The 26,128-nt window shown below is 72.9% G+C and carries 17 protein-coding genes; 2 read left to right on the top strand and 15 right to left on the bottom strand.

What is annotated here, in order from left to right:
- Positions 1 to 82 precede the first annotated feature (82 nt).
- The 6 genes from IW256_RS23290 to rfbA form a co-directional block, all read right to left on the bottom strand.
- On the bottom strand, positions 83 to 6,565 hold the full coding sequence (locus IW256_RS23290; RefSeq protein WP_197012999.1) for a non-ribosomal peptide synthetase: 6,483 nt from the start codon (positions 6,563 to 6,565) through the stop codon (positions 83 to 85).
- Positions 6,566 to 6,701: 136 nt separating this feature from the next.
- The gene (locus tag IW256_RS23295; RefSeq protein ID WP_307829014.1) at positions 6,702 to 8,009 is read right to left on the bottom strand and encodes a cytochrome P450 family protein; all 1,308 of its coding nucleotides are present in this window, start codon (positions 8,007 to 8,009) and stop codon (positions 6,702 to 6,704) included.
- Positions 8,006 to 9,361, bottom strand: coding sequence for an activator-dependent family glycosyltransferase (locus IW256_RS23300; protein ID WP_197013000.1), 1,356 nt, complete (start codon positions 9,359 to 9,361; stop codon positions 8,006 to 8,008). The genes IW256_RS23295 and IW256_RS23300 overlap by 4 nt, the downstream gene beginning before the upstream one ends.
- Positions 9,362 to 9,382: 21 nt before the next feature.
- Positions 9,383 to 10,723: a class I SAM-dependent methyltransferase gene (locus tag IW256_RS23305; RefSeq protein WP_197013001.1), complete on the bottom strand. Its 1,341-nt coding sequence runs from the start codon at positions 10,721 to 10,723 to the stop codon at positions 9,383 to 9,385.
- Positions 10,720 to 11,985, bottom strand: a complete 1,266-nt coding sequence (locus IW256_RS23310) for a cytochrome P450 family protein (protein ID WP_197013002.1) — start codon at positions 11,983 to 11,985, stop codon at positions 10,720 to 10,722. The genes IW256_RS23305 and IW256_RS23310 overlap by 4 nt, the downstream gene beginning before the upstream one ends.
- 45 nt (positions 11,986 to 12,030) lie before the next feature.
- The gene (rfbA, locus tag IW256_RS23315) at positions 12,031 to 12,927 is read right to left on the bottom strand and encodes a glucose-1-phosphate thymidylyltransferase RfbA (protein WP_197013003.1); all 897 of its coding nucleotides are present in this window, start codon (positions 12,925 to 12,927) and stop codon (positions 12,031 to 12,033) included.
- Between the two features lie 208 nt (positions 12,928 to 13,135).
- Between rfbA and IW256_RS23320 the strand changes: the two genes are divergently transcribed.
- A complete protein-coding gene (locus tag IW256_RS23320) occupies positions 13,136 to 14,371 on the top strand; it encodes a class I SAM-dependent methyltransferase (RefSeq protein ID WP_197013004.1) in 1,236 nt (411 codons plus the stop codon).
- A gap of 18 nt (positions 14,372 to 14,389) precedes the next feature.
- Here IW256_RS23320 and IW256_RS23325 read toward each other — a convergent pair whose 3' ends face one another.
- On the bottom strand, positions 14,390 to 16,426 hold the full coding sequence (locus IW256_RS23325) for an AfsR/SARP family transcriptional regulator (protein ID WP_197013005.1): 2,037 nt from the start codon (positions 16,424 to 16,426) through the stop codon (positions 14,390 to 14,392).
- A 153-nt stretch (positions 16,427 to 16,579) separates the two neighbouring features.
- Complete coding sequence (locus IW256_RS23330; protein ID WP_197013006.1) at positions 16,580 to 17,401, bottom strand: TylF/MycF/NovP-related O-methyltransferase; 822 nt, start codon at positions 17,399 to 17,401, stop codon at positions 16,580 to 16,582.
- Between the two features lie 232 nt (positions 17,402 to 17,633).
- Between IW256_RS23330 and IW256_RS23335 the strand changes: the two genes are divergently transcribed.
- Complete coding sequence (locus IW256_RS23335; protein WP_197013007.1) at positions 17,634 to 18,938, top strand: activator-dependent family glycosyltransferase; 1,305 nt, start codon at positions 17,634 to 17,636, stop codon at positions 18,936 to 18,938.
- A 31-nt stretch (positions 18,939 to 18,969) separates the two neighbouring features.
- Here the strand turns inward: IW256_RS23335 and rfbB are convergent, their stop codons facing one another.
- The 7 genes from rfbB to IW256_RS23370 form a co-directional block, all read right to left on the bottom strand.
- Positions 18,970 to 19,983, bottom strand: a complete 1,014-nt coding sequence (gene rfbB, locus IW256_RS23340) for a dTDP-glucose 4,6-dehydratase (RefSeq protein ID WP_197013008.1) — start codon at positions 19,981 to 19,983, stop codon at positions 18,970 to 18,972.
- Positions 19,980 to 20,726: a hypothetical protein gene (locus IW256_RS23345; protein WP_197013009.1), complete on the bottom strand. Its 747-nt coding sequence runs from the start codon at positions 20,724 to 20,726 to the stop codon at positions 19,980 to 19,982. The genes rfbB and IW256_RS23345 overlap by 4 nt, the downstream gene beginning before the upstream one ends.
- A gap of 32 nt (positions 20,727 to 20,758) precedes the next feature.
- Complete coding sequence (locus IW256_RS23350) at positions 20,759 to 21,511, bottom strand: B3/B4 domain-containing protein (protein ID WP_197013010.1); 753 nt, start codon at positions 21,509 to 21,511, stop codon at positions 20,759 to 20,761.
- 14 nt (positions 21,512 to 21,525) lie between these two features.
- Positions 21,526 to 23,097: a B12-binding domain/radical SAM domain-containing protein gene (locus tag IW256_RS23355; RefSeq protein WP_197013011.1), complete on the bottom strand. Its 1,572-nt coding sequence runs from the start codon at positions 23,095 to 23,097 to the stop codon at positions 21,526 to 21,528.
- A gap of 175 nt (positions 23,098 to 23,272) precedes the next feature.
- On the bottom strand, positions 23,273 to 24,295 hold the full coding sequence (locus IW256_RS23360; RefSeq protein ID WP_231403900.1) for an aldo/keto reductase: 1,023 nt from the start codon (positions 24,293 to 24,295) through the stop codon (positions 23,273 to 23,275).
- Positions 24,296 to 24,350: 55 nt separating this feature from the next.
- Positions 24,351 to 25,109 (bottom strand): thioesterase II family protein, encoded by a 759-nt coding sequence (locus tag IW256_RS23365; protein ID WP_197013012.1) that lies wholly within the window; start codon positions 25,107 to 25,109, stop codon positions 24,351 to 24,353.
- Positions 25,106 to 26,095 carry an ornithine cyclodeaminase family protein gene (locus IW256_RS23370; protein WP_197013013.1) on the bottom strand — a complete coding sequence of 330 codons (990 nt, stop codon included), beginning with the start codon at positions 26,093 to 26,095 and terminating at the stop codon, positions 25,106 to 25,108. Before IW256_RS23370 ends, IW256_RS23365 begins: the two co-directional genes overlap by 4 nt.
- Between the last annotated feature and the right edge of the window lie 33 nt (positions 26,096 to 26,128).

Raw genomic sequence — 26,128 nt, forward strand, 5'->3', positions numbered from 1 at the left:
GGCGCCCGGCGCCCCACGGCCCGGCGGGCCGCCCCGCGAAGGGGCGGCCCGCCGAACGGCCCGGCCGTACCGGCCCGGCCGCTCATTCCCCGCCGAGTTCGGCCGAGACCTCGGCCTCCGACATCGCGTCCACCTGCCGGAGGATCTCGTCCTCCACGGCGTTCCCCAGGTCCCGTACGGTCCGGTGCTCGAACAGGGCGCGGACCGCGAGGTCCACGTCGAAGATCTCCTGGATGCGGGCCATCAGGCGGGTGGCCAGCAGCGAGTGCCCGCCCAGCTCGAAGAAGTCGTCATGGACGCCGACGCGGGGCACTCCGAGCAGGTCCGCCCAGATCTCCGCGAGGACCTGCTCGGTCTGGTTCGCCGGGGGCACGTAGTCCCGTTCGTCGTTCCACCGGGGCACCGGCAGCGCGGCCCGGTCCACCTTGCCGGACGCGGTGAGGGGCAGGGCCTCCAGGGTGACGAACGCGCCCGGCACCATGTGGTCGGGCACCTCCTGCGCCAGGTGCCCGCGCAGCTCCGCCGCCGAGGGTGCCAGCAGTCCGGCGCCGACGACGTAGGCGGCCAGCGCCGCCTCCCCCGCGGGCGTGCGGACCGGCTCGACGACGGCCTCCTTCACCCGCGGATGGCCGACCAGCGCCGTCTCGATCTCCCCGGGTTCGATGCGGTACCCGCGGATCTTCACCTGGCGGTCGAGCCGTCCCAGGAACTCCAGGGCGCCGTCCGGCCGCCGCCGGACCAGGTCGCCCGTCCGGTACATCCGGGCGCCCGGCCGCCGCGACCAGGGATCGGGTACGAACCGTTCCGCGGTGAGGGCGGCCCGGCCGGTGTAGCCGCGGGCGACTCCGGCGCCGCCGACGAACAGTTCCCCGGGGACCCCGGTCGGCACCGGCCGCCACCGTTCGTCCAGCACGTACACGCGCACGTTGGAGATCGGCCCGCCGATGGGCGGGCGCCGCCACGGCGGGCCGAGCGGCCCGGTGGCCGTCGCCACGACCGTGCACTCGGTGGGGCCGTAGTGGTTGACCACGGGAACGCCGGGCGCGTCGCCGGGCGCGGGCGTGAACGCGTCCCCGCCGGTCAGCAGCGAGCGCAGCGCCGTCCTGGTGGCCAGCGGCTCCCGGATGAGCAGTTCGGCCATCGCCGTGGGGGCGAAGGCCACGGTCGTGCCCGCCTCGGTGAGGCGGGCCACCAGGGCCCCGGCGTCCCGGACGGTCTCCCCGGACGGCAGGTCCAGGCGGGCGCCGGCCAGCAGCGGCGGCCAGATCTCCCACACGGCGGCGTCGAACGAGGGACCGGCGACCTGGGTCACGCGGTCGGAGCCGTCCAGCCCGTACCGCTCGATGTGCCAGGACACCAGGTTGACCAGCGACGCGTGCGTGACCTCCACGCCCTTGGGGCGCCCGGTGGATCCGGAGGTGTAGATCACGTAGCACAGGTCGCCGGCGTGCCCGGGTTCCAGGCCCGTGCCGGACGGGTCGGGGAGTTCTCCGGCGCCGATCCGTACGGCGGGGATCGCGGCGGGGAGCCGCCCGGCCAGGGCATCGTCGGTGACGGCCAGCACGGCTCGGGCGTCGTCGAGCTGGAAGGCGATCCGTTCGTCCGGATGGGCCGGGTCGAGGGGCAGGTAGGCGCCACCGGCCTTGAGGACGGCCAGCATGGCGGTGATCTGCTCGGGCCCGCGCGGCAGCAGCAGGCCCACCACCTTCTCGGGGCCGGCGCCCCGGTCGCGGAGATGCCGGGCCAGCCGGTCGGACCCGGTGTCCAGCTCCCGGTAGGTGAGCGTCCCGCCGTCCCAGGTCAGCGCGATCGCGTCGGGCGTGGCCGCCGCCTGTTCCCGGAACAGCTCGGGAACGGTGCGGTCATCGTCCACGGTGACGGCGGTGTCGTTCCACTCGACGAGCGTTTCGCGGAGTTCGTCCGGTCCGGCCATCTGGAGCCGTGACAGCGGCGCCGCGGGGTCGGCGACCACCGCGTCGAGCAGGTTGAGGTAGTGCGCGACGAGCCGCCGCATCGTCTCGGCCTCGAACAGGTCCTCGGCGTACACCAGCTGCCCGGTGAGGCCGCCGGTGTCGCCTCCGGTGAGGTGCATCTCGACGTCGAAGCGGGTGACCGGGGCGTCCTCCGCGAACGGTGCCGTCGCGACCCCGGGCAGGTCCAGTCCGAGGAGGTCGGCGCTCTTCGTCTGGAAGAGCTGGAAGAAGATCTGGATGATGGGGTTGCGGCTGAGGTCGCGGGTCGGGGTGAGATCCTCCACCAGCCGCTCGAACGGCACATCCTGATGATCGAACGCCCCCAGAACCACCCCCCGCACCCGACCCACCAACTCCACGAACGACGGATCACCCGACAGATCCGTCCGCAACGGCAACGAGTTCACAAAGAACCCGATCAACTCCTCCAGCTCCGGACGCGACCGCCCCGCCGACGGACACCCCGTCACCACATCCTCAGTCCGCCCATAACGCCCCAACAACACCTGAAACACAGCCAACGTCACCATGAACAACGACGCACCCTCACGCCGCCCCAGTCCCCTCAAACCATCCGCCAACCCCCCACCGACCGAGAACTCCACCACACCACCCCGATAACTCGGAACAGGCGGACGAACACGATCGACCGGCAACTCCAAAGCCGGCGCCACACCCTCCAAACGATCCCGCCAATAACCCAGCTGCCCCTCCAGAACCTCCCCCGACAACCACTCCCGCTGCCACACCGCGAAATCCCCGTACTGCACCGCAAGATCACCCAACCCCGGCACCCCACCACCAGCGAAAGCCCCATAAGCCACCGACAACTCACGCTGGAACACACCAATGGACCAACCATCGAAAACACTGTGATGGAAAACCACCAGCAGCACATGATCCTCCGCACCCACCCGCAGCACACGCGCCCGGCACAACGGACCCACCGCCAGATCGAACGGCGCTTCCGCCTCAGCACGCGCGATCTCACGGGCCGTCCGCTCGTCGGGGACGTCCGTCACCGGGACGTCGAAGGCGCCGGCTCCGTCCAGCACCACGAACGGCTCCCCCTCGGCCACGCCGAACCGCGACCGCAGCACCTCGTGCCGGTGCACGACCCAGCGCAGGGCGTCCGACAGCGCCGCCACGTCCAGGGCGCCGCGGAGCCGGTAGGTGATCGGGATGCTGTAGGCGAGGGCGCCCGGCTGGAGCTGGTCGAGGAACCACAGCCGCCGCTGGCCGAACGACGGGACCGTGCGCTCCTCCGGGGCACGGGCGACGAGGGCCGGGAGGGCGTCCGCGCCGCCGGCCTGCTCGTCCAGATGGGCGGCCAGATCCTCCACGGTGGGGTGTTCGAAGAGGGTGCGCACGGCGAGCGTCACGCCGAACTCGTCGTGGACGCGCGCGAGCACCTGGGTGGCGAGGAGCGAGTGCCCGCCGAGGTCGAAGAAATCGTCCTGGACGGTGAGGTGCGGGACGTTGAGGATCTGGGCCCAGATGTGCGCCAGGCGCCGTTGCGTCGGGGTGAACGCGTCGTCGCCGACGAACACCTCCGTGCTGCCCGTGCTGCCGGAGGCCGGTTCGGGAAGCGCCTTGCGGTCGAGTTTTCCGGTGGGGGTGAGGGGGAAGCGGTCGAGGGTGATGTAGTGGGTGGGGATCATGTAGTCGGGCAGGGACTGCTTGAGGTGGGCGCGTAGTTCGTGGGTTGTGGGGCGTTGTCCTGGTTTGGGGATGATGTAGGCGGTGAGCTGGACATCCCCGGCGGGTGTTTGGGTTGTGGTGATGTGGGTGTCGGTGATGGCGGGGTGCTGGAGCAGGGTGGTGTGGATCTCGCCGGGTTCGATGCGGTAGCCGCGGATCTTGAGTTGGTGGTCGATGCGGCCGAGGAAGTCCAGGGTGCCGTCGGTGTTCCAGCGGGCCAGGTCTCCGGTGCGGTAGAGGCGTGCACCGGGGGTGGTGGCGTGGGGGTCGGGGATGAAGGCCGCCGCGGTCAGGTCGGGGCGTCCCAGGTAGCCGCGGGCCAGTCCCGCGCCGCCCACGCACACCTCTCCCGGCACTCCTGGGGGGACGGGGTGCAGGTCGGGGTCGAGCAGGTAGATGCGGGTGTTGGCGATCGGTGCGCCTACGGGTGGATCTGAGGGCCAGTGGGCGGGGTCGCCGGTCATGTCGTGTCCGGTGATCACGTGGGCTTCGGTGGGCCCGTAGTGGTTGTCCAGCCGCAACCGCCCCTCACCGGCGGCGGGGAGCCCTTCCAGGAAACGGCGCACCTCGGTGTTGAGGTGCAGGCGGTCACCGGCGGTGGTGATCTCCACCAACTCCAGCCGGTCGTGTCCCTGTCCGTCATGCTGGTGCTGGGTGTGGGTGAGTTGTTCCAGGACCATGGGCGGGCAGAACAGCCGCCGGACCCGGTGGCGGGCGATGATCTCGATCATCTGCTGCGGGTCGCGGCGCTGGTCGTTCGACAGCAGCACGATGTGCCCGCCCGCCTGCCAGGTGGAGAAGATCTCCTGCACCGAGATGTCGAAGTTCAACGAGGAGAACTGGAGTGTGGGCCCGGGGACGGTGGTGCGGGCGCGTTGCCAGTGCAGCAGGTTCAGCAGCGGCCGGTGACTCATCGCCACACCCTTGGGCCGCCCCGTCGACCCCGAGGTGTAGATCACGTAACACAGATCGTCGGGATGCCCCTCGGGCGGGTCGCCCACCGGCCCGCCCGCCCAGTGGTCCTTGTCGGTGTCGGCGCGGACCGCCTCCACTCCTGCGGGCAGCCGCCCGGCCAGTGCCTGGTCGGTGACGGTCAGGGCGGCGCGGGCGTCCTCGAGCTGGAAGGCGATCCGGTCGTCGGGATGGGCCGGGTCCAGCGGCAGGTAGGCCCCGCCGGCCTTCAGGATGGCCAGGATGGTCACGATCTGGTCGGGGCCGCGGGGCAGCAGAACGCCCACCACGGTTTCGGGGCCGACGCCCTTGCCGCGCAGCCACCACGCCAGCCGGTTCGCCTCGGCGTTCAAGTCCCCGAACGTCAACGAACCGCCGTCCCACACCACCGCCAACCCCTCGGGTGTGGCCGCGGCCTGGTCCTGGAACACACCCGCGAGCGTGCGGGTGTCATCGACCGCCACCGCGGTGTCATTCCACTCGACCAGCATTTCCTGGAGTTCGTCCGGCCCGGCCATCTGGAGACGTGACAATGGCGCGGAAGGGGCGGCGACCACCGCTTTCAACAGGTTCTGGTAATGATCGGCGAAACGCCGCATCGTCCCGGCCTCGAACAGGTCGGCGGCATAGATCAGCTCACCGATCAGTTCACCGGACGCGGTCTCGGTGAGATGCAGTTCCACATCGAAACGCGTCGTGACGAGGCCGGACGGGAAGGGCTCGGTGGACACGCCGGAATCGAGCCGGAAATCCTGGCCGGGTGAGAGCAGGTCGAACCAGACCTGGATGATGGGGTTGCGGCTCAGATCGCGGGTCGGGGTCAGATCCTCCACCAGCCGCTCGAACGGCACATCCTGATGATCGAACGCCCCCAGAACCACCCCCCGCACCCGACCCACCAACTCCACGAACGACGGATCACCCGACAGATCCGTCCGCAACGGCAACGAGTTCACAAAGAACCCGATCAACTCCTCCAGCTCCGGACGCGACCGCCCCGCCGACGGACACCCCGTCACCACATCCTCAGTCCGCCCATAACGCCCCAACAACACCTGAAACACAGCCAACGTCACCATGAACAACGACGCACCCTCACGCCGCCCCAACGCCCTCAAACCATCCGCCAACCCCCCACCGACCGAGAACTCCACCACACCACCCCGATAACTCGGAACAGGCGGACGAACACGATCGACCGGCAACTCCAAAGCCGGCGCCACACCCTCCAAACGATCCCGCCAATAACCCAGCTGCCCCTCCAGAACCTCCCCCGACAACCACTCCCGCTGCCACACCGCGAAATCCCCGTACTGCACCGCAAGATCACCCAACCCCGGCACCCCACCACCAGCGAAAGCCCCATAAGCCACCGACAACTCACGCTGGAACACACCAATGGACCAACCATCGAAAACACTGTGATGGAAAACCACCAGCAGCACATGATCCTCCGCACCCACACGCAACACACGCGCCCGGCACAACGGACCCACCGCCAGATCGAACGGCGCCTCCGCCTCAGCACGCGCGATCTCACGGGCCTCGTCGATATCGGCGACCTCGGCCACGTCGACTTGGAACGAGTCCGCGTCGTCCACCACGACGAAGGGCTCGCCGCCGGTCACGCCGTACCGTGACCGCAGCACCTCGTGCCGGTCCACGATCCAGCGGAGCGCGGCGACGAGCGCCGGCACGTCCAGGGGGCCGCGGAGGCGGTAGGCGATGTCGGGCATGGTGTAGCCGATGTGGCCGGGCTGGAGCAGGTCCAGGAACCACAGCCGCCGCTGGCCGAACGACGGGACGGAGCGCTCTTCGGTCGGACGCGGGGTCAGCGGGGTCTCCCCCGGGCCCCCGGCCGGGGCGGTCCGCCCCTGGAGCCGGCGGCGCAGCAGTTCCGCCCGGTCACCGGTCAGGCGCTCGGCACCGTTGTCCGCCATTCCGCCCCCTCATGTCGTCGCAGTGGTCGGCGACTCCATGCTCATGGCCGGGGCTGTCACGGGACTATCGCGTTCCTCTTGCTCGGCGGCGTCCGGCCGGGGACCCGTACGCGCACGCGGGCGGTGGCGGTGCCGGTCAGAGGCGTACGGGGAGCGCGCCGAGGCGCCAGGTCCCCGGGGTGGCGCCGTCCGCGCGCGAGCGTTCGAGGTCCTCGGGGGCGGCGGCGAGGGTCAGGCCGGGGAACCGGCGGAGGAGCGCGCCGAACGCGACCTCGCCCTCCTGCCGGGCCAGGGCCGCGCCCATGCAGTAGTGCGGGCCGTACCCGAAGCTGACGTGGGTCTCGCGGCGGTTCGCGGCCCGGGTGATGTCGAAGTGTTCGGGGGCGGGGAACGACCGGGGGTCGTGGCCGGCGGCGGCGAGGATGGGCATCACCCGCTCGCCCCTGGCCACCCGCTGACCGCCGATCTCGAGGTCGGCCCGGACGTACCGGACCCGGGTGAGCAGGACCGGGGGCCGCCAGCGCATCACCTCGTGGACGGCGCGCGGCAGCGTCGCGGGCGGGTCGCGGCGGAGCAGGTCCAGCTGTCCGGGGTGGCTCAGCAGGGCGGCGACCCCCTCGGCGATCATGCCGGCGGTGGTCTCGTGCCCGGCCACGACCAGGGAGAGCACCAGGTTGATCAGTTCGGTGTCGTCGAGCCGGTCGCCGCCGCCGGTCTCCTGCGCGCGGATCAGGGTGGAGAGCAGGTCGTCGGCGGGCCGGGCGCGGCGCCGCCCGATCAGCCGCCGGGTGTCCTCGACCATCCCGCGCACCGCCTCGCCCAGCGGCTCGGTGCCCGCGGCCAGGGCGCCGCTCCATCGCACCCACCGGCCGCGGTCCGCTTCGGGGATGCCGACCAGCTCGCAGATCACCGTGATGGGGAGGGGCCGGGCGAAGTGCGGGATCAGGTCGACGACCCCGTCCTCGGCCGCCTCGGGGAGCCGGTCCAGCAGCCGGGCGGCGATCTCCTCCACCCGGGGGCGGAGCCGTTCGACCCTGCGGGCGGTGAACGCCGGGGCCACCAGCCTGCGGAGCCTGGCGTGGGCGGCGCCGTCGATGTCGACGACGGTGGGGTAGACGTACTTGATGTATTCGTCGGGAACGCCGCCCGCCTGGGCCGCCAGCTCGCTCATGTTGGGCACGTCCGCCCCCGGGACGTTCACGACGTCGTTGACGAGCCGCGGGTCGCTCAGCACGGCCCTGACGTCGTCGTGGCGGGTGACGATCCAGACCGCTCCGAGGCCGGGCATCACGGCGCGGTGCAGGGAGCGCCGTTCGCGCAGCCGGGAGTAGACGGCGAACGGGGCCCGTACCAGTTCCTCGTCCAGCAGGTCGATCTCGTCGGGCTCGATCTCGTCGGGCTCGGGCTCGGGCTCGGGGGCGGGGTCCGGTCCGGGGGCCGTCACGGGACGGCTCCGGCGGGGCGGTGCTCGGCCGTCAGCCGTTCCAGGACCGGTACGAGCCCGGCGGGGGTGGGCCGGCCGAGAAGTTCGGTGCGCAGGCGGGCGGCGTTCGCGGCGAACGACGGTTCCTCCAGGACCCGCGTCAGCATGTCCCGCACCGTCGTGGCCGACAGGCGGTCGGCGTCGCGGACGTACAGGGCGGCGCCGGACTGCTCCATCCGCTCGGTCTTGCGCCTGTTGTCCAGCTGGCGGTCGGGCGCGATGACCTGCGGCACGCCGTGGACGAGCGCGCTCTGCAGGGTGCCGAAGCCGCCGTGGTGGATGATCGCCGAGCAGGTGGGGAGCAGCTCGTTGAGCGGGACGAACCCGGCCGTGCGCACGTTGCCGGGCACGTGCTCGATCCGGGCGAGCTGGTCGTCGTTGAGCGTGGCCACCACCTCGACGTCCAGCTCGGACACGGCCTCCAGGAGGTCGGCGAGGGGGGCGCTGCTGCTGCCGAGCATCTCCCGTTCCGACAGGCCGAGGGTGAGGCAGACGCGGGGGCGCTTGGGCGGTTCGCGGAGCCAGCCGGGGACGGTGGCCGGTCCGTTGTAGGGGACGTGCCGCACCGGCACGTACCGCAGGTCGACCGGGAGCCGCATCACGCCGGGCATCGGGTCGATCGTCCACTGCCCGACGACCGTCTCCTCGTCGAACGGGCCGCAGCCGAAGTGGTGCAGGACCCAGCCGAGCCATTCCTCCAGGGGGTCCTCACGGAGGGCGGCGGGCCGCCGTTCCAGCTCCGCCCGGTAGTTCTGCCGGAGGAAGCCGAGCAGGTCCATCCCGAAGAGCAGCCGGGCGTGCGCCGCGCCGCAGGCGCGGGCCGCGACCGGGCCGCCGAACGTCAGCGGGTCCCAGATGACCAGGTCGGGGCGCCAGTACCGGGCGAATCCCACCAGGTCGTCGAGCATGCTCTCGGTGAAGAGCCCCTGGAATCCGGTCATCCACACGGTGAGGACGCCGTGCATGTGCTCGTAGGTGAGGCGTTCGGGGCGCAGCTCGCTGATGTCCAGGGTGTCCTGCCACTCTCCGGCCCGGTGGTCCGCGTCCCGGCCGGCGCCGTGGCGCTCCTCCTCGGCGAACACCTCCTGCTGCCGCTCCCACGCCTCCTTGCGCACCCGGTCGGCCTCGGCCATCTTGGCGGAGCGGTCGGCGCCGATCGGCACGGCGGTCAGGCCGGTACGGGTGATCTCCTCGGCCTGGTCGGGCGAGGCCACGACGCGGACCTCGTGCCCGGCCGTCCGCAGCGCCCACGCGAGAGGGACCTGGGCGTACAGGTGGGCTTTCTCGGTCACCGTCGTGAACAGAATGCGCATGGAGTCTCCCAGCGGTGCCGTTCACCGCGGACCGGAGGAACCAGGGAAGGCGGAGAGCCCGGCGGGGCCGGGGGCGCCGGCCTCGGCGGAGGGCACGAGCCAGGGCTTGGGGACCGGCAGGATGAAACGGCCGCCGCCGGCCAGGAAGGCGCTCTCCTTACGGAGGATCTCCTCGGCGTAGTTCCAGGCCAGGAGCAGGTAGCAGTCGGGCGGGTTGGCCCTCGCGTAGTCGGGCGGACGCACCGGGATGTGGGTGCCGGGAAGGACCTTCCCCTGTTTCAGTTCCGTGCTGTCGCTGCAGAAGACCAGTTCGTCGGCGCCCAGGCCGCAGACGTTCAGGAGGGTGTTGCCTTTGGCCGGCGCACCGTAGCCCGCGACGCGCAGCCCGTCGGCCGCGAACCCGCGGACCATCGCCGACAGCTCTTCCCGGACCTGCTCGACGTCGCGGGCGAAGCGTTCGTAGACGTCGTCGTCGTACAGGCCGGAACGCTCTTCGAGTGCCAGCAGCTCGGCGACGGCGGGACGCACCGGCAGCGGCCCGGAGGCGTGACCGACGAAGACCAGGATGGAGCCGCCGTGCACCGGCATCCGCTCCACGTCCAGGACCCGCAGCCCGTGCCGTTCGAACAGCGCGGTCAGCGGCTCCACGGCGAAGTAGGACAGGTGCTCGTGGTAGATGGTGTCGAAGGCGAGCTTCTCGATCAGGTCCAGGGCGTAGGGCACCTCGATGACGAAAACGCCGGCGCGGTCGAGCAGCGCGCGCACGCCCGCGGCCACCTCGGCGATGTCGTCGATGTGCGCGAAGACGTGCCGGCCCAGGATCAGCTTGGCGCGGCCGTGCTCGGCGGCGATGTCCCTGGCCACGGCGGAGGAGAAGAACTCCGGCAGGGTCGGCACGCCCCGGGCGTTGGCGGTGGCCGCCAGGTTCCGCGCCGGGTCGACGCCGAGGATCCGCGTGCCGGCCTCGCCGAACACCGACAGCTGCGCGCCGGTGTTGCTGCCGATCTCCACCACCAGCTCGCCCTCGTCCAGCGCGGACCGCTCGCGGCACAGCTCCACGACGCGCCGCATGTGCCGGTTGATCGTCACCGAGTCGGGCGTCACGTAGGAGTAGCTGCGGAACAGGATCTCCGGGTCGACGACGTGAGTGAGGCTCATCAGCCGGCAGGCCCGGCAGGAGACCACGTCGAGGGGGTAGTACCGCTCGCCCTCGTAGGAGTCGGCCGGGTCCAGGTAGGCGTTGGCCAGCGGTACGGGGCCGAACGAGACGACCTCCGCCCAGTCGTCGCTCCCGCAGACGCGGCACTCGGTCACCGCGCGCACGCCGTCGCTGACCGGCGCGCTCTCGTACCGGGCCTTCATGCGGCGACGGGGAATCGGAGCGTGCCGCGGGTGGCGGGCGCTCGGAGCCGATGGAGCCGGGGGCCGGCCGGGTGGACGGCGGGCAGCAGCGCGGAGAGGGACTGGACCGCCACCGTCGCGCCGGCCCGGAGCAGGGGCGCGATCAGCCGCCCGTCGGGGCAGCCGTGCGGGCCGAGGTGGAGGGGCGGGGACTCCGCCTCGGGCCCGTGCCGGCGGACGTCGAAGACGTCGGGTTCGGTGAACGCCGCGGGGTCGCGGTTGGCCGCATGCACCAGGACGACCAGCTCCGATCCGGTGGTGAGGTCCCGGCCGGCGACCTGGATGTCCTCGGGGGCGTACAGGCGCTGCATCCGTACCGGGGGGTCGAACCGGAGAGTCTCCTCGATCACCTGGGTGGCGGCGCCGGGGTCGTCGTGCAGCCTCTCCCGCAGCTCGGCGCGCTCGAACAGCAGGCCGAGGGCGTTGCAGATCAGGTTGGCCAGGGCCTCGGCGCCGACCACCGCGGTGAAGCAGCCCGCCGCCAGCGCGTCGGCCCGGTCGGCGACCCGCCGTTCGGCGTCGACGAACTCGGCCAGGAGTTCGCGCAGGGCGCTCACGGAGGCGGTGAGTTCGCGGGCCACGCTCAGGTGGGGCGGGACGAAGGTGGCGTCCAGGGCTCCGGCGGTTCCGGCGCAGAGCGCGGCGAACCGGTCGTGCTGGTCCGGGGGCAGGCCGAGGACGGCGGCGGTGACGGCGGCGGCCACCGGGCGGGCGTAGCCGGTCATCAGGTCGAACTCGGGCGGCGACGTCTTGAGCGCCCGCTCGCAGATGCCGGCGGCCTCGGGCCGGTGCCGTTCGACGGCCTCGGTGCCGAGGAGGGGCGCGGCGGCGTCCAGGAGGCGCGCGTGGTCGGCGCGCTCCCCGTCCAGGTACGCCGCGTCCATCGGGAACGCCCGGTACAGCGGCGGGATCTCCCACGGCATGGGATCGCCGTCGCCGGGAAGGTCGTCGGGCTCGCCCGGCGACCGCACGGGCCGCGGGGCCAGCCGCGGGTCGGCCAGGGCCGCGGTCGCGAACGCGTGGTCGGCGGTGACCCAGGCGGTGGTGATGCTCTGGTAGAGGTCGCCGCGCTCGCGGACCTGCCGGCCGAGGGCGTGCGGGTCGCCGCCCTCCGCCCTCAGCAGCAGCGCGTAAGGGTCGCCGGTGGTCCCCAGCACCCATTGATAACCGCGGAGGGTCAGCAGCACACGACCCAATTCCCCGACCGTCATGTTGGAACCCATGCCGGTCAAGGTAAGCGGCTCCGCTAAAATGCCCGTGCACTTCCGCTATAGGCGCGGAACCGCGGCCTCGGCACCGAATTCCCGGGCGATGTCCATCACGTAGCGGCCGTAGGCGGAGGTCGCGAGCCGGGCGCCCAGGGCGAAACACTCGTCGGCGCCGATATAGCCCATGCGCAGGGCGATCTCCTCGATGCAGGCGATGCGGATGGACTGCCGTTCCTCCAGTGTCAGCACGTACTGCCCCGCCTTCAGCAGCGACTCGGGCGTGCCGGTGTCCAGCCAGGCGAAGCCGCGGCCGAGATCGACCATCCGGGCGGCGCCGCGTTCCAGGTAGACCCGGTTCAGGTCGGTGATCTCCAGTTCGCCGCGGGCCGAGGGACGCAGGCCCCTCGCGATGCCGACCGCGTCGCCGTCGTACAGGTACAGGCCGGTGACGGCGCGGTCGGACCGGGGGCGGGAGGGCTTCTCCTCCAGGGACAGCAGCCGCCCGGCCGCGTCCACCTCGGCGACGCCGTAGCGCTCCGGGTCGCCGACCCGGTACCCGAACAGCACGCATCCGCGCAGGTCGGCGCACTCCCGCTGGAGCAGGGCGGAGAAGGAGGTGCCGTGGAAGACGTTGTCGCCCAGCACCAGCGCGACCGGGTCGCCGCCGATGAACGCGGCGCCGATGAGGAGGGCCTCGGCGATCCCTCCGGGGCGGTGCTGCTCGGCGTACCCGATGCGCAGGCCGAGCCCCGACCCGTCGCCGAACAGCCGCCGGAAGCGGGGCAGTTCCGCCGGTGTCGAGATGATGAGGATGTCCCTGATCCCGGCGAGCATGAGCACCGAGAGCGGGTAGTAGACCATCGGCTTGTCGCCCACCGGCAGCAGCTGCTTGCTGACCGCGAGGGTCACCGGATGGAGCCGGCTGCCCGATCCGCCGGCCAGCACGATCCCTTTCATGGACTTCCCTGCGCCCATTTCCAACGCCCCTGTCCGATCGGTCGGCGCACGCTGGCGGGCGCGCACCGGCCACGATGCTATTCACCGGGAATTGTGGAACGGTCGCAGCGGCGTGCAGCCGTTCCAGCGGGTCTGTAGAAATGCTTGAGCCGGGGGCGAGAACAGGCACATAGGCTTCCGGCAGCCGAGCCGAAAGGGGTTCTTCCGCATGGGCGAGACAGTGGAACGCCTGCTCCGGGCCGGGGCCGCCGGCGACGAGGAGATCGCCGAGCTGATCAAGGACGTCGGGCTCGACGCGGTCGCCGGCGTCCTCGCCGGCGAGATCGCCTTCCGCTGCGACCCGCCGGTGAACGCCCGGCCCGTCCATGTGTCCCTGGAGCTGGCCCACGCGGGCGAGAGCCGCCGGGTGCTGTTCCGGGTCGTCCGGGACGCGCCCGTCACCGTGGTCGGAGAGCCGGGTCCCGCCACGGGCGGCGAGGACCGAGGCCACGGCGGAGACGCGGACGAAGACGGGGCCGGGGAGAGGGACGGGGGCCGGCCGGTGGAGATGAGCCGGCTGCGGCTGACCGTCACGGACGTCGTGCGCCGCCTGTTCGGGCCGGAGTCCGCGCACCGGGGCCACGGTGACCTCACCAACGCCTTCCTCGCCACCGCCCCGAAGGACATGGCCGAGATGGCCGCGCTGACCCCGCTGGTGACCGAGGCCACCCACACGGTCATGACCGGGCTGTCCCCGCGCCTCCCGGACCTGGACGCGCTGTCGGTCCGCTACGGGTCGGACAAATGGGCCAGCTTCCACTGGTACACGCCGCACTATGACCGGCACTTCGCGCCGTACCGGGAGCGGTCGGTGCGGGTGCTGGAGATCGGGATCGGCGGCTACGACCAGGAGGCCGGCGGCGGATCGCTCCGGATGTGGAAGCGCTACTTCCGGCGCGGCCTGGTCTTCGGCCTCGACCTGTACGACAAGACCCGGCTCGACGCGCCCCGGATGCGGGCGCTGGTCGGCGACCAGGGCGACCCCGGGACGCTCGCCGGGATCGTGGCCGAGCACGGCCCGTTCGACATCGTCATCGACGACGGGAGCCACCTCAACGAGCACGTCCACACCTCGTTCCACACGCTGTTCCCGCTGCTGCGCGACGGCGGGCTCTACGTGATCGAGGACCTGCAGACCGCCTACTGGGCGACCTTCGGCGGTACGCCGGGGGAGCAGGCGGCGCCGCACACCTCGGTGGGCCTGGTCAAGCGCCTCGTGGACGACCTGCACTTCCGGGAGCATCGCTGGGAGGACCCGGAACGGGCGGAGGAGCCGCCCAACACCGTCCAGGCCACGGTGGTCGGCGTGCACGCTTACCACAACGTGGCCTTCATCGAGAAGGGGACGAACGGGGAGGAGAGCCTGCCCGGCTGGCTGCGAGGGTTCGGAGCGACCGCGGAGTGAGACCGCGGCCGGGTCCGTTCAGCGGGGCCCGGGGCCGGTCGGGAACACGATCCCGTCGACGATGGGCGGGAGCCGCGGGCGTCCGTGTCCCGGCCGGCTCAGGGAAAGGGCGAGGCGTTCCCTGGCGTACACCCAGGCCGGCCGGGAGAAGGCGTAGCGGACCGTGTCCCCCGGCCCCTCCCCCGGCGCGCCGTCGGGCACACCGGGAGGCGGGTCGCCGGGAGGCGGGTCGCCGGGACCGTCTCCGGCGGCCAGCAGGTGGGCGCCGACCAGCCGTTCCAGTGCCCGCTCCACGGTCCTGGCCTCGCCGCCGAGGACCTCGACCGCCTCCCCCGCTGTGAACGCGGCGTTCGGCAGCATCGCCAGAAGCCGGAAGAGCGCCTGGTCCTCCCGGTCGAGCGCGGCGTAGGCGGAGTCGTAGAGGCCGCGCACGTCCAGGTCCTCCAGGCGCAGCTCGTCGAGCGGCCGCGGCGACTCCTCCAGCAGGCCGGCCATGGCCGCCAGCGAACGGCCCGGCATCATCGCCAGCCGCCCGCCGACGCACCTCAGCGCGGTCGGCAGCCCGCCGCACAGCTCGGCGAGCCGGTCCGCCGCCGCCGGTTCCCGCCGCGGCCGGGCGGGGCCGATGATCCGGGCGAGCAGCTCGACGCTCTCGGCGGGTTCGAGCGGGCCGACGCCGATCCTGCGGGCGCCGCCCAAGCCGTGCAGGCCGCGCCGGCTGGTGACGAGCACGACGCAGCCGGGGTCCCCGGGCAGCAGCGCCCGGACCTCGGCCGCCGTCGCCGCGTCGTCCAGGAGCACCAGAAGGCGGCGACCGGCGGCGACCGAGCGGAAGAGCCTGCCGCGCGCCTCCAGGCCACCGGGTATCCGGGAGTCGGGGACCCCCAGGTCGCGCAGGAAACCGCCCAGCACCTCCGCCGCGCCAGGCCCGCCGCCCGCCGACCCGCGCAGCTCCGCGTACAGCTGCCCGCCGTCCAGTGCGGGCTTGAGCAGGTGCCCGAGCCGCACGGCCAGCGCGGTCTTCCCCGCACCGGGCATCCCGGTGATCACGATGACGGGGGTCGCGGCCGGGCGCGCGCCCGCCGCCGGCCCGAGCAGGCCGGTGACCTCCCGGACGATCGCCGTACGGCCGGTGAAGTCGGCGAGGTCCGCGGGAAGCTGCGCCGGACGGACCGGCTGCGCGCCCGCCGCGCCGCCCGGTTCCCCCGCCTCCTGGCGGGCACGGGCCGGGACGGGCGGTGGGGAGGGCCGTGCCGGAACGACGGCCGCGGCCGGTACGGCGGACCCGGCGGGTTCGGCCGGGCCGGGCGGTCGGGTATCGGACAGCAGCCGCTGGTGCAGATGCCTGATGTCCTGCCCCGGCTCCAGCCCGAGTTGCTCGATCATGTTCTCTCGCAGCGTCCGGTAGACGCCGAGGGCCTCGTGGCGGCGCCCGGAACGGTCGAGGGCGATCATGAGCAGGGCGTGGAGGTGCTCGTGCAGCGTGTGGGTGAGCACCAGCGACTTCAGCTCGCCGACCAGCTCGCGGTGCCGGCCCAGCCGCAGGTCGGCCTGGATCCGCAGTTCGAGCGCCTGCGACCGCAGCTCCTCCAGCCCGGTGACGTACGAGGTCAGGAGCCTGCCCGGCGCGACGTCGACGAGGGCGGGGCCGCGCCACAGCTCCAGCGCCCCGCGCAGCACCCCCGCCGCGCGGCGCGGTTCGCCGCCCTCCAGCAGCGCCCGGCCCTCGGCCGTCCCGCCCTCGAACCGGTCGAGATCGACGGTGGCGTTCCGGGAGGCCGCGAGCATGTACCCGCCCGGACGGGTCACCAGGACGTCACCGGAGCCCCGCCCGGACAGCGCCTGCCGCAGCTTGTAGACGTAGGTCTGGAGGGTCGTGACGGCGTTGGCCGGCGGGTCCCCGTCCCAGAGCTCGTCGATCAGCTCGGCGGTGGACACGACCGAGTCGCGGCGCAGGATGAGCAGCGAGATGACCTGGCGCGGTTTGAGGGCCGTCGGGACGACGTTGGCCCCGCCGTCGACGATCTCGACCGGCCCGAGCACCCGGAACTCCATGCAGAGCATGGTCCGGGCCCGCGCTGTCACGCGGCTATCGCGGCCATCGCGGCTGCACCGTCCAGCACCCGCCGCTGCCGTGTCCTGCCCCGCGCCTCGCCCGCCTCCTGCCCCGCCTCCTGCCCCGCCCCTGCCCGGCGTCCTGCCCGCGTCCTACGACGACTTCCTCCAGTAGACGCCGGACCAGTCGATGTCGACGATCGGGTCGTCGATCCCGTGGGCCCGCCGGTAGTCGTGGACGGCCTTCGCGCACACGTCCCAGGCGTGGTAGTCGTCCACGATCACGAACCCGCCCGGCGACACCTTCGGGTGGAGGTGTTCCAGGGCGTCGTAGGTGGACTCGTAGAGGTCGCCGTCGAGGCGCAGCACGGCCAGGCGCTCGACCGGGGCGGCGGGCAGCGAGTCGCCGAACCTGCCCTCGACGAACCGCACCTGGCCGTCCAGCAGGCCGTAGCGCCGGAAGTTCTCCCGGACCTGCTCCAGCGGCACGCCGACCACGCCGTTGACCCAGCCCACGCTGCCCACCCGGCGATCCTCGGGGAAACGCTCCACGTCGGGTTCGGGCAGCCCGCTGAAGGAGTCGGCCACCCAGACGGCGCGGTCGGTGATCCCGTACGCGCTGAGCACCGCGCGCATGAACACGCACACGCCCCCGCGCCAGACGCCCGTCTCCATCACGTCGCCCGGCACGCCCTCGGCGATCACCCGCTCCATGCATTCCTGGAGGTGGTCCAGCCGTTCCCTGCCGACCATGGTGTGCGCGTCGCGCGGCCAGCAGCGGCCCTGCCGCCGCTCCTCCTCGCTGTAGGGCCGCCACAGCCGGGGGTCGTCGGCGGTCAGCCCCCCTGCGTCGGCGCCCGCCTCCATCGCCAGCTCGTAGTAGTGCTGCGGATCGATGTGCGGATCCCGGTAGATGGAATTGGTGACGGCCCTCTTCACGAGGTCGAGGTAGAGATCGGTCGCCCGCTTCGTCATGGTGCCCCTCCCGGAAACCCTTCCCGCCGCCGGCCGGATGATGGCGGCGCGGGCGGCCCCTCCGCCGTCAACGATCATCCGGTGCCGCGCTCAAGCATCGGCGGAAGCCCGGTCAACCCGGCACGGGCGGCGGGAACGGCGCGCTATAGCGAACGTGCAAGGGCGTTATAGCGGGCCGGGTTAGCGTGACGATGCCATCCGGAAGGGCTCCCGCATTGGAGAGACGTCCCTCATGCGAATCCTGTTCACATCGGTCGGCGCCAAGGCCCACGCGTTCGTGCAGACCCCGGTGGCGTGGGCGCTGCGGTCGGCCGGGCATGAGGTGCGCGTGGCGGCCCCGCCCGATCTGACCGACGACATCACCCGGTCCGGGCTGACCGCCGTGCCGGTCGGCGCGTTGCTGGACCGCGAGACCAAGATGGCCGCCTTCATGGAGCGGGAGGAACGGGCCGGGCGCCGCGAGCGGATGCTCACGTGGGGGTCGTGGACGAAGGAGCTGCGGATCGGTGAGGTGCGTCCCGAGAGGCTCACCCCCGACTACATGCGGGACACGCTGATCGGCTGGACCTCGCTGCTCTTCCAGTACTACTCCCCCGTGTCGATGGTGGACGACCTCGTCGACTTCGCCCGTGACTGGCGTCCCGACCTGGTCGTCTGGGACACGGTCACGTTCGGCGGCGCGGTGGCGGCGCGGGCGAGCGGTGCCGCGCACGCCCGGCTGCTGGTCGGGCTCGACCTGGTCGGCGCGCTGCGGCAGGAGTACCGCCCGGCGCTGGAGAGCCGCCCGCCGGAACTGCGCGAGGATCCGCTGGAGGAATGGCTCGGCTGGACCCTGGACCGGTTCGGCTGCGGCCCGTTCGACGAGGAGATGGTCGTCGGGCAGTGGACCATCGACCCGATGCCGGCCTCGATGCGGCTCCCGGTCGACCTGCAGTACGTGCCGGTGCGGCACGTCCCCTACAACGGACCGGCCACCGTCCCCGGCTGGCTCCGCGAACCGCCCAAGCGCCCCCGCGTCTGCCTCACGCTCGGGGTCTCGCTCCGCGAGATCGTGGGCGAGGACCAGGTGTCGGTGGGCGACCTGCTGGAGGCGGTGGCGGAGCTGGACGTGGAAGTGGTGGCCACGCTCAACGAGGACCAGCTCGCCGACGTCCGGCACGTGCCCGGCAACGTGCGCACGGCCGGGTTCGTCCCGCTCAACGAGCTGCTCCCCACCTGCTCGGCGATCATCCACCACGGCGGCTTCGGCACCCTGCAGAGCGCGCTCGTCCACGGCGTGCCGCAGATCGTGATCCCCACCGACCTCTGGGACAACATTCCGAAGGCGGACAAGCTTCACCAGACCGGTGCCGGGCTGGCCCGCGCCCCGGAGGGCCTGACCGCGGCCGGCGTACGGGACATGCTGGTGCGGGTGCTGGAGGAGCCGTCGTTCGCCGCGAACGCGGCCCGCCTGCGCACCGAGCTTCTCGGCCGGCCCACCCCCGCGGACATCGTCCCGCTGCTGGAGCGGCTGACCGAGGAGAACCGCCCCCGCTGACGGCGCCGCCGCCGGACGGCGACCCGCCTCCTCAGCCCGGGACCGGCTGGGAGAGGTCGCCGGCCAGGGCGGCGCGCCGCTTGAGCGGCTCCCACCAGTAGCGGTTGCGGCGGTACCAGGCGACGGTCGCGGCCAGCCCCCGCTCGAAGTCCTGGCGGGGCCGGTAGCCGAGTTCGGCGGCGGCCTTGCTCCAGTCGACCCGGTAGCGCAGGTCGTGCCCCGCGCGGTCCCGGACGAACTCGACGCTGCTCTCATCCGCCCCGCACAGGTCGAGGAGCCGCCGGGTGAGGTCCAGGTTGGTCAGCTCGACGCCGCCGCCGATGTTGTAGACCTCACCGGCACGTCCGCGGGTCCGCACCAGGTCGACCCCGCGGCAGTGGTCCTCGACGTGGAGCCAGTCGCGCACGTTCAGCCCGTCGCCGTACACCGGCACCTTCGCGCCGTCCAGCAGGTTGGTGACGAACAGCGGGATGAGCTTCTCCGGGAACTGCCGGGGGCCGTAGTTGTTGGAGGACCGGCTGATCCGGACGTCGAGCCCGTGGGTGCGGTGGCAGGCCAGGGCGAGCAGGTCCGAGGACGCCTTGGACGCCGCGTACGGGGAGGTGGGGGCCAGCGGGTGGTCCTCGGGCCAGGCGCCGCCGTCGATCGATCCGTACACCTCGTCGGTCGAGACGTGCACGAACGGCGCCGTGCCGTGCCGCAGCGCCGCGTCCAGCAGGCGCTGCGTGCCCACCACGTTGGTGCGCACGAAGGCGTCGCCGCCCGCGATGGAACGGTCGACGTGGGACTCGGCGGCGAAGTGCACCACCTGGTCGGCCCGGGCCATCACCCGGTCGACGAGACCGGCGTCGCAGATGTCGCCCCGGACGAACTCCAGCCGGGGGTGGGTGAGGTCGAGGTTGCCGAGGGTCCCGGCGTAGGTGAGCTTGTCCAGCACGATGATCCTGGAGGGGGCGCCGGGCGCGCGGGCGGCCTCCGGAGCGAGCAGCCCCCGCACGTAGGTGGAGCCGATGAAGCCGGCCGCGCCGGTGACGAGGAGGTTCATGCCTCGTGGGAGGGACCGGTCCGGACGGTGCTCTCCGGCAGGCCGGCGGCGGCCCGCAGGGGCTCGGCGAGGCCGGGGGTGCAGTACGCCAGCCCGATCTCCGCGAACTCCACGGGCCGCACCTCGACCCCGCGGGCTGCGAAGACCTCCACCAGGAACCCCGGGTCGTAGGCGATGGTGTCGAGCCCGTCCGGCGAGGTGAACCGCACGCCGCGGTCGTCCCGTTCGACGGCGACGTCCCGGTAGCGGCAGGCCCGGTAGTACTCCTCGCGGTGCCGGGTCGCCTCCGCCGACACCTGGTAGGAGCTGATGACGAACGGCAGGCGGGCGGCGGCCAGGCCGTTCACCGCGCCCGCCAGGTCGGTGATGTTGCCGAAGCTGTTGAACGGGAAGAACGCCAGATCGCCGCCTTCGGACGACAGGCCGAGCCGGGCGATGTGCTCGGCGCCGCAGAGCCGGAAGCCGTAGCGGGCGGGCGGCAGTCCCAGATCGGCGATCCGGCGCCGCCCCGCCCGGACGTAGCGTTCGACGATGTCCAGGCCGAGGTAGCCGGTGCGGCGGGCCACGGCCCAGTCGAGGTGGAGCCCCTCCATGCTGCCCACCTCGACCAGGCGGCCGAGACCGGGCGGCAGCGCGTCGAGCAGGGCGGCCTCCTCGCCGACGAGCTCGTGGATGCGCGGTGGGTACAGGTCAGGGTCGACCAGCCTGTCGCCCGCGCCTCCGGCGTAGAAGTCATGGGTCATGCGTCCAGCTCCCTCGTCGCTCGTCGCCGCCGTCAGGTCACCAGGGAGGTCTCCAGGTCGCGCCCGCCGGCGAACTCCCGCAGGGCCGCCACCGCGAAGTCCCGCCACCGCGGCCACGGGTCGCCGCCCGCGAACGCGATGACGACCATCACGATCCGTTCGGTCCCGGGCCGGATCATCGTGCGCTCGGAGTCGCTGGTCGGAGATCCGAACGGGCCGCGCGCGTCGGCGAAGACGGGCAGCCCGGCCAGTTTCAGCGCGCCCTTGCCGATCGCCTGGTAGGACTCCTCGCCGCCGGGCCGGAAGGTGACGTCCCCCTCGACCGCGTCCAGGTCGTAGGTGCCGACCGCGCAGGTGGAACGGAGGGAGACGAGGTTGTTGACGTCGACGACCGGGTTGATCCGGTAGAGCCCCTGGCCGCGCAGCACCCGGCGCAGCAGGGCCTCGGCCGAACCGCGGTAGCGCTGCGGGTCGCGGCCGAGGGCACGGTAGGCGCGGCGCAGCGCGGCCGGCTCGGGGGCGGCGGCGACCTCGCCCAGCTCCAGCTCGGCGGTCACCCGGGCGACCTCCCGTTCGACCGCGGCGTCGAGCGCCCCGGCGGACGCTCCGCCCGGCCGGTCCCCCGAGGAGTCCCCGGGCGGTGCCCCGGACGCGTTCCCGGCCGCGTTCCCGGAGGAGGCAGCGGGCGCCGCCGCACCGACCCGTCCGGTGATCACCCCCAGCCGCAGCCGGGGCGCCGCCGCCCGCAGCGCGGGGTCGATCGTGATCATGAGGTCCTGGCCCATCCGTCACCGCCCGTTCACCGGTTCACCGTCGCCCGCTCGCCGGTGACCAGCAGCTCCTGGAACGCGGCGCGGACCTCCCGGACCTCACCCAGGACCGGGGGCGCGACTCCGCGGAGCGGATAATTGACCGACGCCTCACCGAAATCGGCGAAAGCACGCGTCCATTCTCCGGCCGGCACCGACCATTCGTGGTAGCGGTACCCTACCGCAGGGTCGCGCAGCGGATGCTGCGTCGCCCAGTTGAGGCTTATCGGGTCGGGCGACCCATGAATCCGCCGCCAGCGGGCGAGTTCTTCCAGCAACGCCAATCGGTGCTCCTGCCGCTCGCCCAATCCGAACAGGACGGCGGCGCCCGAACGAACGCCGTTGTCGGCGAGCGCGGCGATGGCATTCTCGGTACGTCCCATCCAGTGCCCCACCTGGGCGCGCCGGTCCTTGTTCATCCCGCCGATAAGGGCGGGGTCGAGCGTCTCCACCCCGATGAAGACATAATCGAGCCCGACCCCGGCCAGGCTCTTGACCAGGTCCATCCGGCGGGAGATCTGGTCGATCGTCAGCTGCCCGCCGAAGCGCAGGTCCAGGTCGGCGGCGGCCAGCATCCGCACCAGCCGCTCGATCTGCCGGGGGGCGCCGCCGAGCAGGGTCGAGTCCTCCACGAACGCGCTGGCGCCGCGGTGCGGGGCGTCCTCCGCGACGACGTCGGCGACGGCGCGCAGCTGCCGCATCAGCCGGTCGGCGCCGGTGGAGGGCTGCGCCAGCCCGCCGGTGACCGACCGGCGTTCGCTGCAGAAGTCGCAGTCGAACACGCAGCCGTTCCCCGCGTCGCTGAACACGTGCCCGGTCAGCCGGCCGCCGAACACGTCGAACGCGGTGCGGACCCCGAAGAGCGCGGCGGGCGGGGGCAGCAGGTCGCGGGCCAGGTCGGGGCCGCCGCCGGCGAGGTTCTCGATCCGCCCCCCGTCGTGGCGGCTGGCGATCCAGCGCCCGGGGGCGCGGGCGAGCCGGTCGAGGCCGCCGGCCAGGCGGTCCCGGGCCGTGCCCCCGCCGTCCGGCGCGGCGAGCACCTCGCCCAGCTCGGCGATCAGGTGCTCGGCCTCCCCGGAGACCACCAGGTCGAACACCGGCGGGACGTACCCCTCGGCCATGAGCCGGACGGGCGAGGACGGGTGATGGGCGACCGCGCCCTGCACCGGGTAGATCGACTCCGACGGGTGCCGGCCGCCGAGCACGACCACGACCTCCGGGCCGAGGATCTCCTTGGCGCGGGCCGCGCACGCCACGGCGCCCGGCAGGCAGACGGTCATCGCCCCGATCAGCAGCAGATCGGGCCGCTCCCGTTCCAGCAGCGACTCGAACGCGGGAAGGTCCTCGCGCAGGCTGTGCATGAGGAGCAGGCATTCCCGGCGCGCGTGCCGCGACACCGCCCAATTGGAATCGGCCCATGCCCCGATTCCCCGTTCGGCGCGTTCCGCGGCGACCCGGCAGGCGTTGAAGAGACTCGCGGGGTCGACGCTTTTCAGGGTGTGTTCCCCGAGGCCGCCCTCCGGCATTCCGGGAGGCGCGACGGCCACCACGCGCAAAGTCATTCTCGGCCCTCCCAGGCATGGCGGGGCAGATCGCTCTCCGCTGCCGTCGAGAGGCCATCCGGGCACTCGGCGGACCGCGATTCCGTGATCGCAGCGGTCGCTTCGCTCATCCCGCGAATAACGTCACCACGTCCATATTTCCGAGTACGCATGTCGTGCCGCTATCGAGGCGCTATCACCGGCCGGAGGGACGTGGCGTGCCGTGCGGGCGGACCGGTCCCTCGCCCGCGCCGGTACGGTCGATCGCCGCGGCGATCTCGGTGAGCTCCTCATCGTCCAGCCGCAGCGTCGCGGCCGGCAGCCAGTCGGCGAGCTGGCCCGGACGGCGCGCGCCGACGATCGCCCCGGTGGTGCCGGGCCACGCCAGCGTCCAGGCGACCGCCACCGCGGCGAGCCCGGCCCCGCGGCGGCGCGCGATCGGCCGGAGCGCGTCGACCAGGGCCAGGTTGCGGGCCAGGCGCGGCATCCGGAAGTCGGGGTCCCGGGAGCGCCAGTCCTCGGCGGTGAGGGACGCGGCCCGTTCCGGGCTGAACCGGCCCGACAGCAGCCCCGACTGCAGCGGGCTGTAGACGATGACGCCGGTGCCGTTGCCCGCGCACCAGGCGATGTCGGCGGCGGACTGGCGGCGCAGCAGGGAGAAGGCCGGCTGGAGCGAGTCGACGTGCCCGATCGCCTCCATGGACTCCAGGTGGGCGGCGGTGTGGTTGGACACCCCGGCGGCGCGGATCTTCCCCTCGGCGCGCAGGTCGGCCAGCGTCCGCCAGTACTCCTCCAGCCGGGTGCCGTCGCGGGCGGGCCAGTGCATCTGGCACAGGTCGATGCGGTCGACCCCGAGCCTGCGCAGCGAGTCCTCGACCTCCCGCCGGATGCTGCGCGGGTTCCCCACCAGCGGTTCGGCGCCGGCCCGGCCGTCCCACACGACACCGCACTTGGTGAAGACGTAGGGCCGGTCGTTCTCGGGAAGGCCCGCCAGGGCCCGGCCCACCACCTTCTCGGCGTGCCCGAAGCCGTACACGGGGGCCGTGTCGATCCAGTTGATCCCCTGGTCGACGGCGTGCCTGATCGTCGCGATGGAGTCCGCGTCCTCCTGGCGGCCCCACGACTGGGGCCAGCCGCTGCCGCCGAAGGCCCAGGTGCCCAGTCCCACCGGGGTGATCCGCATGCCGGAACGGCCCAGCGGGCGAACCGGGAGTGCCATGTCCACCTCCCCGCGCCCGGGGGCGCGTCGGATGCTCGTGTCGTCGGGAACCGTCTCAGGAAGGGCGCGGGGCGAACCGGGTCAGCAGCTCGGTCGCCAGCGCCTCGGGATGGGTCCTGAAGTAGAAGTGGCCGCCGGGGAAGATCCGCGTGCTGAACGGGCCGGTGCCGACCCGCGCCCAGCCCTCCAGGAGCGGCGGCGTGGTGTCGGGGTCGTGCACCGCGCCGTAGGCGGCCACCGGGCAGTCCAGCGGCGGGCCCTCGGCGACCTCGTGGGTCTCGATCAGCCGCAGGTCGCCGCGCAGGATCGGGGCCAGCACCTCCCACAGCTCGGGTTGCCCCAGCACCTCGGGATGGGTGCCGCCGAGCGCGCGCATGACGGCGGCCAGCTCCTCGTCGTCCAGCTCGTGCAGCCGCCGGCGGCGGGTTCCGGGGGCGGGGCGGCCCGAGACGACCAGGCGGCCGAGGCGGGCGCCGTGGGCGTACCTCAGTTCCCTGGCCAGTTCCAGCGCGATCGTCGCGCCCATGCTGTGCCCGAAGAGGATCGCCTCCTCCCCCAGGTGGGGCGCCATCTCCGCGGCGAGGTCCCGGACGAGGGCGCGCAGGCTCTCCGGGAACGGCTCGCCGAAGCGGCCCCCGCGCCCGGGAAGCCGCGCGACGTGCACGTCGAAGTGGCCGGCGACCAGCGGCGTCCAGCTGTCGAAGGCGTTCTCGCCCCCGCCCGCGTAGGGCACGCAGAACAGCCGCGGCCGGCCGCCGGGCGCCGGGCCGGCCAGCCCGCGGAAGGCCCGGCCCCGGGCGGCCTCCCGCGTCATGGGAAGGCGATCTCCTGGCCGACGCCCCGTTCGACGGCGCGTTCGTAGACCAGGTCGCAGGCGACGACGTCCTGGATGGGCAGGCCGAGCGTCTCGAACAGGGTCGTCTCCCCGTCGCCGGTCCGGCCGGGATGGCGGCCGGCGATGACCTCGCCCAGCTCGGCGGCGATCGCCGACTCCCCGATCGCGCCCTCCCGCATGGGGATCAGCAGGTCGCCGGACTCGCGCAGCACCGCCTCGCGGCTGTCGACGACGATGGTGGACCGGGCGACCAGCTCGGTCGGCAGCTCCCGGCATTCGGGGCCGAACGCGCCGATCGCGTTGATGTGCGCGCCGTTCTCGGCGACGTCGCCGTCGGCCAGGACGGGCGAGCAGTCCGAGGTGGCGGTGCACACGACGTCGGCGTCGGCGGCGGCCTCCCGTGCCGAGTCCACGACCTGCACCGGGATCCCCCGGTCCCGTCCCCATTCGGCGAGCAGCCGGGCGCGTTCGGCGGTCCGGCTCCACAGCCGGACCGTCTTCCACGGCCGTACCTCCGCCAGGGCCTCGAGATGTCCGCGGGCCTGCACCCCGGCCCCGATGACCCCCATGGTCACGGCGTCGGCGCGGGCCAGCCGGTCGGTGGCCTCGGCGGTGACCGCGGCGGTGCGGATCTCCGTCACCACCGTCCCGTCGATGATCGCCAGAGGTTCCCCGTACACGGCGTCGAGCAGGATGACCAGGCCCTGGACGCTGGGCAGGCCGCGTTCGACGCTGCGGTCGAACATGCTGAGGAGCTTGAACCCCAGCGTCCGGCCGCCGGCGGACGCGGCGGGCATCAGCAGCGCCATGCCGTCGAACTGGGGAGGGTCGACGGTGATGCGGGGGTGCTGGTAGGTCTCGCCGCCGCTGAACCGCGCCATCGCGTCGGCCAGGGCGGGACGGACGTCCTCGACGGTCAGCAGCCGCCGGACCTCGTCGCCGTTGATGATCCTGAGTCTTCCCATCTCGCCTCTCCGCTCGGTTGCCTGCCGGATGCC

The sequence above is a fragment of the Actinomadura viridis genome (genome assembly GCF_015751755.1).
Taxonomy (GTDB): Bacteria; Actinomycetota; Actinomycetes; order Streptosporangiales; family Streptosporangiaceae; genus Spirillospora; species Spirillospora viridis.